Here is a 7938-nt window from a genome sequence, read left to right on the forward strand (position 1 = left end):
TTCGATTTAAGAAAAGGAGATACTGTTTCTGGGACCGTTCGACCTCCAAAAGACAAAGAGAAGTATTTTGCTCTTCATCAAATTGATAAAATAAATGGGAAGGGGACTGCTGAATTACGTGATCGCATTCTGTTCGAAAATTTGACTCCTTGTTATCCGAGTGAGCGTCTCGTAATGGAAACTACTAGAGATATTTTCGCTACACGTGTCATCGATTTGATTAGTCCACTTGGCAAGGGACAAAGGGGAATTGTCTTAGCGCCACCTCGATCTGGCAAAACTGTTATGTTGCAAAATATTGCGCGAGCTATTGCTACAAACCATCCTGAAGTGACCCTTCTTGTTCTTCTCATTGATGAGAGACCAGAAGAGGTAACTGACATGTTGCGAACTGTTAAAGGAGAGGTTGTTGCATCGACTTTCGATGAGACACCTGAAAGGCATGTTCAAGTTGCCGAGATGGTTATTGAGAAAGCTAAGAGGCTAGTGGAAGTAGGTCATGACGTTGTTATTTTGTTAGATTCTCTTACAAGATTGACTAGGGCTTATAACACTGTACAACCACATTCTGGAAAAATCTTATCTGGTGGAATAGATGCCAACGCCCTTCACAAGCCTAAAAGGTTTTTTGGAGCTGCCAGAAACATTGAAGAAGGTGGATCTCTTACAATTTTTGCCACTTTGCTAGTTGAAACGTCGTCTCGAATGGATGAAGTTATTGCTGAAGAATTTAAGGGCACTGGAACAACTGAGCTATGTCTGGAAAAAGCTCTATCTGATCGTCGAATCTATCCTGCCATTGACATTGTTCGTAGCGGAACACGTAAAGAAGAAATGCTTTATCACCCCAGCGAACTGGAAAAAATTTATATCTTACGTCAGGCTACTACAGAGCTTTCTGTTATTGACGCTATGAATCTACTTTTAGGCCGTTTACGCAAAACTAATAGCAATGTGGAGTTTCTTCTCTCATTGAAAGACTAAATGTCTACTTGAGTAGAAGTATGCCTATTTTCAGAGTAAAAAAGCGTCATCTTCCAAACCTTGTTACATTATCTCGCTTCATGGTTGCAGGAGCTATTCTTTTTGACTTGGCAAGTTCGGTTAAAGAGTTTCTATTTATTGTTGGGATCATTTCAGATGGTCTTGACGGTTTTTTAGCAAGACGTTGGAAGGCGTGTTCCAAGATCGGTGGATTCCTAGATGTTTTGGCTGATCGCTCTCTTTTTTACTCTGTTATTTGGTACTTAGCCTCGTATCTTTCTGAAAAGTGGCTACACCATCTTTTTCTGTTCCCTTTAAGGGACGTAGCTCTTTCACTCTATTGGCTTCTTTGGTGGACTCGTCAAAATGGAGAGCAATCTTTTGTGATTCCAATACAAAAATCTATGCTGTCTGGAAAGATACTAACGGTTTTTCAGGCGATTTTAGTGATTGCCTTTTTCCACGAATTCGAACTTGGATGGAGTTGGTTTTTTTCTCATTTATTTATTACTTCGCTGACAGTAATAGAATTAGCTGTCTTTCTGTATTGATTTGTTACGAGTCTCATCTATCGTTGCGTGGCAGAGGGATATGTATAAGATCTCCCTCTCGGAAAGGTTCCTTCTGTTTTGGGTTAGCGTGAAGAAGACTTTCAACAGACACACCGTATTTATTTGAAAGAGTACAAATACTTTCCCCTTTTTTAATTAAATGCATGCCCTGAGTTTGGACAGATTTAATCTGTAGATCATTCTCTTCTTCAAGGAATAGAAATACTTGCTGGATTTTAGCTAATTTTCTACTGGTTGAGACTTTCTTTTGATGAACTTTAGACAGTTTCTTTTCACTCATTTCACCTTTAAGAAGAAATTCTTCTAACCTTTTTTCAAGGCAATCTCTAAATTTTTTTAACTCGTCTTCAATCTCTTCTAGTTCCTGTTCAAGCTCCTTTAAAAGATGAGTTGTTGGATCAAAGCTTTGTAAATCTCTGAATTTCTTTCTGAAATTTTCGTACTGATCTGAACATTTTTTTAAATCAGTCCGCAGAGTATCTATCTTGCGTTGCTGCCTAACAGATGGTTTACTACTATCTACCTTGGAAGGTTGTAATGGTTTGTCACTATTTTCCTCGTGAGAAGGATGTAATGGTTTTTCACTATTTTCTTCGTAAGAAGGTTGTAATGGTTTGTCACTATTTTCTTCGTGAGAAGGATGTTCAATAAGAGCAGATTCTATCTCTTCATGATGAGAATTCTCTAAAGAAGACGTTGTATCTTGGGAAGGCTCATCATGAGTAGTTTTTCTGTTTTCAAGTGTCATTTTCGGCAGTTTGCTTCTATGTGAGCAATGATCAAATTCCTTCTTTCTTTCATCCAAATCGTCATAAGGTGGGTCTTCTCCAGCAAGGAACCAATGAGGGATCCTCTTCTGTGCCAACAAAAACTCTTCGAGTCTCTCTTTAGACTTTTGAAAGTCATTACATTCAATTTGTAGATCCGATCTCAGCCTCTGCAAAACAGATCGAGAAATAGTAGATTTTTCCTTGGAAAGGAAAAAGTTAATTTCTTCGCAGATCACTTTCACTCGATAAATTGATTCATTAGCTCTCTCATAAATCAAAGAAAGATCCTCTAAGAGCTGTTTGTGAATTGCTCCCAGACAAGGTGAAGCGGTCTTGCTAACACATTGCGTCAGAAAACTATTAGCTTCTTCTATCTTAGATAGTAAGACTTTCCATTCCTTCTGTAAGTTTTGTACACGATAAGAAAAGTTTTGAAGGTCCTCACTTACTTCAGAAATAGGAACCTTATCATTTTGGGTGCGTTTGGCAATTTCTCGATCCAGTCGAATGGGACCGGACGAAGACTCACCTTGAAACTCGTCACCATTGATGCTGTTTGTCTGTGAAGTTGAATGAGATTTTTCATCAAAATTAACAATTTCTGATGAAGAATTAGGGTGAGATGTCGTAGTTTTATTTTTGTTTTCGTTTTTATTAGCTAAATCTTGTCGTACTTCTACTATCAATTCTTGAATATCTTTCCGAACTCGATCCAACTCTTTCTGCTTCACAAAGTTAGGAGAGATTTTTATTTTCTTAAGGAGAATTTCTACACGACGGATATTTTGCTGTAGCCTATTCAGCTTTGTGGGATTTTTCTTCTCAACCTTTGTTTTTAGTTGCATTAATGCTGAGAGCAGCTTCTGAAGCCGAATGCGCATCAATTCAGAAGCTTTGTTTTTGTCCTCTTCTTTTTTCCCCTTGGGAGTAAGCAAATGTGGTGTATTGACGGCTTTTTCAGCGGTGAAACATGAGACCAAACTTACACTCAAGAGTAGAGGGAGAATGACTCTTTTAGAAATCATATCGAATGTTTCTCCAGCTACAATCGGTCGTTTCAGACCAAAGTACGGCTATCCTTGTGGTCAGAAATGTAACAGAACTAATTCTGCATTTCATTCACCTTGATGGATAGGAACCATCTATAATCTGTATACTTTTTGTGAACCACCCTTATCTTTCCAGGGTAAGATTCTAGTTTTCATGAAGTTTTGACTTTTTTGTATTGAATTTCAACAGACTGACGAACTCTCATGAAGAGCGATCTCGCCTGAGCCATAATAGATTCAATTCTACTCTTAGACCAGAAATAGCAGCAAAAATTTAGTAACCAATTCAGACAACCCAATATCAAAAAAGAAAGAGAAGAACAAAAGCTAGTGGGAGAAGCAAATCCTACGCCATTACATAAGTCAAACAATGAGTAAAGAAAACCGATCATAGCTAGTGCAGATGAGAACTTCATCAAAAATAGAAAAGGAAATAACCTCTCTTCAAATTTGTGCCTTGTTTCATCAAGAGCCCAAAGAATCCTCTTTTCAATAAGAGAAAGGTCTTCATGCGATAAATGTCCTCCCTCTCTTGTGCAGGAGCTATTCTTTTGGATCAGTAGTAGACATGCACTATAAAAATCTTCATAAATAGATTGAAGAACAGAATGTATTAAAATATTTTTCTTTAACAGATCAAAAGGTCTATCTTGTGCTTCTCGTATGTAGAGAGTCATCTCTTTTTCCGTGATGAGGCACTTTCTCAAATGAAGGAAGTTTCTCATGAACATAAAGAAAGTGATAGGTAGAAAGAAGAGAAGGGGGAAAAAGATCCCTTGTGAAAAGAGTCCAATAGGGATAGGTAGAGAAAAAAGAAAATCGATTTTCATGATTCCGGTTTATGTGAATGCGATTTAACAAGTGTCTCAACCAAGAGAGATGACTATGGTGGTTAATCTTCTTCTCGCTAAACTTCAAAATAATTCTTCGTTAGGAGGAAATATGTTTAGGCAAGTAGTTCGATTTTTAGCTGCTTCTTTTATCCTCTTAACCGGAATCGCCCTTTACGGAGAGGGCGTCAATTTGGCGCCACTTTCATTTGACGAGTTAGCTAATGGGTCGTTTTTTCCAGCTGCCCTTCCTTGGGATTTCTCCCTTTATTATCTCTCTCTTCTTTTAGGCATGTTAGGTTTCGGTTTTGTCGTTCGTCTTATTCACTTGATTGGACCATTCGAATGGGGGGCCACGTTTCAAACTTTTTCCCTCTTCGGTCTACTAGAACGATTTATTGTTTCTGGAACAGTTCTAATATCAACACTTGCTGCAGGAAGCTTTCTCCAGGTGTTAATATATTTCACAAACCCAAAAGCACTAATTGAGAACTTTTCACCTTATCACGCAGCATTTTTTTCGGCTGTTTGTATTCTTTTTGTTGGTTGTGCTACGCATGTCTTTATTGAAGGTCCACGTAAACTTCCATCAGATGAAAAAAAAGAGTTTTGGCCCACTCTTTTTTCAGTTTTCATAAAAATATTTGTACAAACGTTAGCTGTATTTATTCTTTCAGTGCCATTCACAAAAGATTTCATCTTTGATCTCCTTGCGAAAGGTTTTTTATATATGTGTCCTTTGCACATGTCTTTTGGGTTAGGGTTACTTTTACCTAGTTTATCGGACGTATTTTTTGGTCAGATGTATGAGAGAAATGGAGTGTGGAGAGCCGTGAGACGATGGGTTCAGGCTCTTTCAGGTTGGATTTTCTTGATGGGAGCGATTTTCTTTGCGAAGACTTTTTCTGAAACTGTCTATTTCCCGTCCACAGTTTGGTCTCTTTGCCTAGTTTCTTACCTCACGTCTTTTTGCCTTTTCTGTTCGAAAGAGTTCGCCAATCCGTTGGTCTCTTGGGCATGGATTATCATTGCCATACTTGTAGTGGTTGCTTTTTTCGTATTCGAGAGAAACGAACTATTCGTTCAGAATATAGGAATACATCCAGTTCATGAGCAGTTAAGTTTTGTATTCCCATAGTTTGGGTCTCTTTATGCCTTTAATTGACACCCATATACATTGGGCAGATGATCTCCTTTGGCCTGCTCATTCAAGAGTGGAAGAAGCTATCACTTGTGGTGTGACATCTATGATGAATATTTGTCTCTCACTTTCAGACTTAAAAAGAGGTATAGAGTTACAGGATAAATATCCTTCATCAATAGTCTTGGCAGCTGCTCTTCATCCAGCCAATATATATGAGAAGAAAGACTTGTTCTGGGAGGAAGTCATACAAAAGGCTAAAGATGGAAAATTACACGCTATCGGAGAAACCGGGCTGGACATCTTTCATAAAACTGTCCCTCTTGAAGAACAACAGAGACGATTTTTACTTCATATGGAACTTGCAATCGAGACAGGATTGCCTTTAATTGTCCACTGCAGGGACGCTTTTGCTCATCTGTTGGAAATGCTAGACCATCACTACCTTAATCATCCTAAATGTAGACCAGGAGTAGTTCATTGTTTCGATGGAGGGAAAGATAAATGCAAGGAAATCCTCAAAAGAGGATGGATGGTGGGGATAGGAGGTAGAATAACTTATAAAAAATCTAATGTACTTAGGGAATGCATACAAGAAATTGATTCCGACTCGTACGTCCTTGAAACTGATGCTCCATATCTAAGTCCAGATCCAAACAGAAAAAGAATTAACGAAAGCAAATATCTCCCAGAAATCGCTCATTTCTTAGCGACTCTCCGTAGAGAAAAGATAGAAAAGATCGAAGAAGATACATCTCGCAACGCAAAAGTCCTCTTCGACCTCGACAAGCCAAAAAAAGGAAGCTGAAAGCACCCAAGCACACTATTTATACTTGTGCTTATGACGATCTCGCCTGCGCCTTTTTTTGCGCTTGTGCTTATTCATTTTGTGTCTGCGTTTCTTTTTGACCGATGACATAAACGTCCTGTCTTTTGTCCTTGCTAAGCAAAAAGGAGTCAAGCGATGTGTAGTCTACGATTTGTTCTTTTTTTTATAAACAAGAAGCCGTTAGCTTGGTGAGAAATCTTGAAATTTTTTAATGGAAGAAGGTTTCCAATCCTCAATTACGTTTTGACTCTCACCTTTGAATAAATTTGCAAACTGAGCCAACCTTGCCCTGTAAGCAAGTTCCACTTGACCTGTCATTCCATAACGGTTCTTAGCTATTATAATCTCTGCTGATCCAGGCCTATCGTTTGGATCATAATACTCTCTTCGTAGTAGAAAAAGAATAATATCAGCGTCTTGCTCGATACTGTTATGGACAACGAATTCATTCGCCACGAAATTGTGCCACGGAGTCACGGTTAGATCAAAAACATCTTCTTCACCATCTGGTGAACTTAAGATAATTTTGTCCCACACTATTTGTTTATGATTGTTTAGACAGGCGACCTCATCTCCTATTTGAAGTCTATCTAGGCGTTCCCATCCACTTTGAAGAAGAAAACGATGGTTAGCAGTAGCTCGAATGGTCCTACCTTTTTCTGTTCTTAGTAAAAAAACTTCTTTTTTACCATTTGTCCAACGTTTGGTAACTGCACCTAGGCATGGAATAGGATCGGAAAGAGGGGTCTTAAGGCTCCAAACTTTCTGCTCAGGATTGATAACATCTATTCTTTGAATGTCATTTGATAATGCAATTTGTGTTTCTCCTGTTAGACATCCTGACTCACGTAGATCGCTCATTATTGGTCGATGGCCAGGTCTCTCTTCTACTTTACGGGAGAGCTGTGCTAAACAAAGCAAAGGGATGTGAAGTTCTCTAGCTAAATTTTTCATCATCCTGGAAATTTCGGAAATTTCGTTTTGCCTGCTGTCCACGTAACGTCCACTTTTAGGACCATCTAGCAATTGAAGATAGTCAACCATCAGCAATTCGATATTAAACTTTTCTTTCATTCGCCTTGCGCGTGTTCTCAAATTAGAAATGTTCAAATTTGGCTGATCTTCAATCACCATTGGTGAGTGCTCAATTTTTTTTACGCAGCTCACTATCCTCTGAAATTCCGCGCCGGTAAGGTCTCCTTGTAAAATTTTGCTCAAAGATATTTCAGCTTGGGAGGCTATTATTCTGTGTATGAGTTGCTCCGTTGGCATTTCCAACGAAAAAATTCCAACTGGTTTTTGTTGCTCGAAACATATATTTTCCAAAATGTTTAGTCCTAGTGCTGTCTTGCCCATCCCAGGACGTCCAGCTAAGATAATCAGGTGAGCAGGGTTAAGTCCATTGATCATGTGATCTAAATCGTGAAATTTCGTTGGGACACCTGTCACTCGTGAGTGATCAGGGCCTTTACTTAGGAAATCACCCTGACGCTTTTCTAAAACTTCTAGGAATGGTGTTTGAGAAGATGGATGTTTCCCTTGAAGAAAGTCTGCAAGAGCCAATCCATTTCGAGCATGTATCTTTTGGCTTATTTGGAAGAAAATGTTTTGAGCCTTATCTAAAGCTGCTTGAACATCATCTGGCTCATCTCGTGCCTCTTTTTCAACCTTTTGTGCAGCTCGAATCATCTTTCTGAGAGTAGATTTGTCCTTTACAAGTTTGACGTACTCTTCGACATATGTTGTGAGGCCAGAGAGATGTG

9 protein-coding genes are annotated in these 7938 nt (G+C 38.8%); 5 read left to right on the top strand and 4 right to left on the bottom strand.

The window, feature by feature from the left end; all coding sequences use genetic code 11:
* Positions 1-984 (top strand): transcription termination factor Rho (gene rho / locus GCCT14_RS02880; protein WP_108624164.1); only part of this gene is annotated, 984 nt, incomplete at its 5' end.
* A 20-nt stretch (positions 985-1004) separates the two neighbouring features.
* The gene (locus GCCT14_RS02885; protein ID WP_157952531.1) at positions 1005-1535 is read left to right on the top strand and encodes a CDP-alcohol phosphatidyltransferase family protein; all 531 of its coding nucleotides are present in this window, start codon (positions 1005-1007) and stop codon (positions 1533-1535) included.
* Between the two features lie 13 nt (positions 1536-1548).
* Here GCCT14_RS02885 and GCCT14_RS02890 read toward each other — a convergent pair whose 3' ends face one another.
* The gene (locus tag GCCT14_RS02890; RefSeq protein WP_108624166.1) at positions 1549-3351 is read right to left on the bottom strand and encodes a LysM peptidoglycan-binding domain-containing protein; all 1803 of its coding nucleotides are present in this window, start codon (positions 3349-3351) and stop codon (positions 1549-1551) included.
* 176 nt (positions 3352-3527) lie between these two features.
* Positions 3528-4052: a hypothetical protein gene (locus GCCT14_RS02895; protein WP_157952532.1), complete on the bottom strand. Its 525-nt coding sequence runs from the start codon at positions 4050-4052 to the stop codon at positions 3528-3530.
* A gap of 46 nt (positions 4053-4098) precedes the next feature.
* Here GCCT14_RS02895 and GCCT14_RS05540 point away from each other — a divergent pair, with 46 nt between their 5' ends.
* Genes GCCT14_RS05540 through GCCT14_RS02905 form a run of 3 tightly spaced genes read left to right on the top strand, consistent with a single transcriptional unit; the run spans position 4099 to position 6154 of the window.
* Positions 4099-4233 carry a hypothetical protein gene (locus GCCT14_RS05540; protein ID WP_275655981.1) on the top strand — a complete coding sequence of 45 codons (135 nt, stop codon included), beginning with the start codon at positions 4099-4101 and terminating at the stop codon, positions 4231-4233.
* A 27-nt stretch (positions 4234-4260) separates the two neighbouring features.
* A complete protein-coding gene (locus GCCT14_RS02900) occupies positions 4261-5343 on the top strand; it encodes a hypothetical protein (protein WP_157952533.1) in 1083 nt (360 codons plus the stop codon).
* A 13-nt stretch (positions 5344-5356) separates the two neighbouring features.
* A complete protein-coding gene (locus GCCT14_RS02905; protein WP_157952534.1) occupies positions 5357-6154 on the top strand; it encodes a TatD family hydrolase in 798 nt (265 codons plus the stop codon).
* 15 nt (positions 6155-6169) lie between these two features.
* Here the strand turns inward: GCCT14_RS02905 and GCCT14_RS05640 are convergent, their stop codons facing one another.
* Positions 6170-6265, bottom strand: coding sequence for an AURKAIP1/COX24 domain-containing protein (locus GCCT14_RS05640; RefSeq protein WP_108623965.1), 96 nt, complete (start codon positions 6263-6265; stop codon positions 6170-6172).
* 90 nt (positions 6266-6355) lie between these two features.
* On the bottom strand, positions 6356-7938 hold a 1583-nt coding region (gene dnaB, locus GCCT14_RS02915; protein ID WP_108624170.1), incomplete at its 5' end, for a replicative DNA helicase.

The sequence above is a fragment of the Candidatus Similichlamydia epinepheli genome (assembly GCF_003056015.1).

What these genes read in the sequence shown, in the direction of transcription:
- GCCT14_RS05640 (WP_108623965.1), bottom strand. Translation starts at nt 6,265, where the DNA reads ATGTCATCGGTCAAAAAGAAACGCAGACACAAAATGAATAAGCACAAG.
- GCCT14_RS05540 (WP_275655981.1), top strand. Translation starts at nt 4,099, where the DNA reads ATGAACATAAAGAAAGTGATAGGTAGAAAGAAGAGAAGGGGGAAAAAG.
- GCCT14_RS02890 (WP_108624166.1), bottom strand. Translation starts at nt 3,351, where the DNA reads ATGATTTCTAAAAGAGTCATTCTCCCTCTACTCTTGAGTGTAAGTTTG.
- GCCT14_RS02885 (WP_157952531.1), top strand. Translation starts at nt 1,005, where the DNA reads ATGCCTATTTTCAGAGTAAAAAAGCGTCATCTTCCAAACCTTGTTACA.
- GCCT14_RS02895 (WP_157952532.1), bottom strand. Translation starts at nt 4,052, where the DNA reads ATGACTCTCTACATACGAGAAGCACAAGATAGACCTTTTGATCTGTTA.
- GCCT14_RS02905 (WP_157952534.1), top strand. Translation starts at nt 5,357, where the DNA reads ATGCCTTTAATTGACACCCATATACATTGGGCAGATGATCTCCTTTGG.
- GCCT14_RS02900 (WP_157952533.1), top strand. Translation starts at nt 4,261, where the DNA reads ATGGTGGTTAATCTTCTTCTCGCTAAACTTCAAAATAATTCTTCGTTA.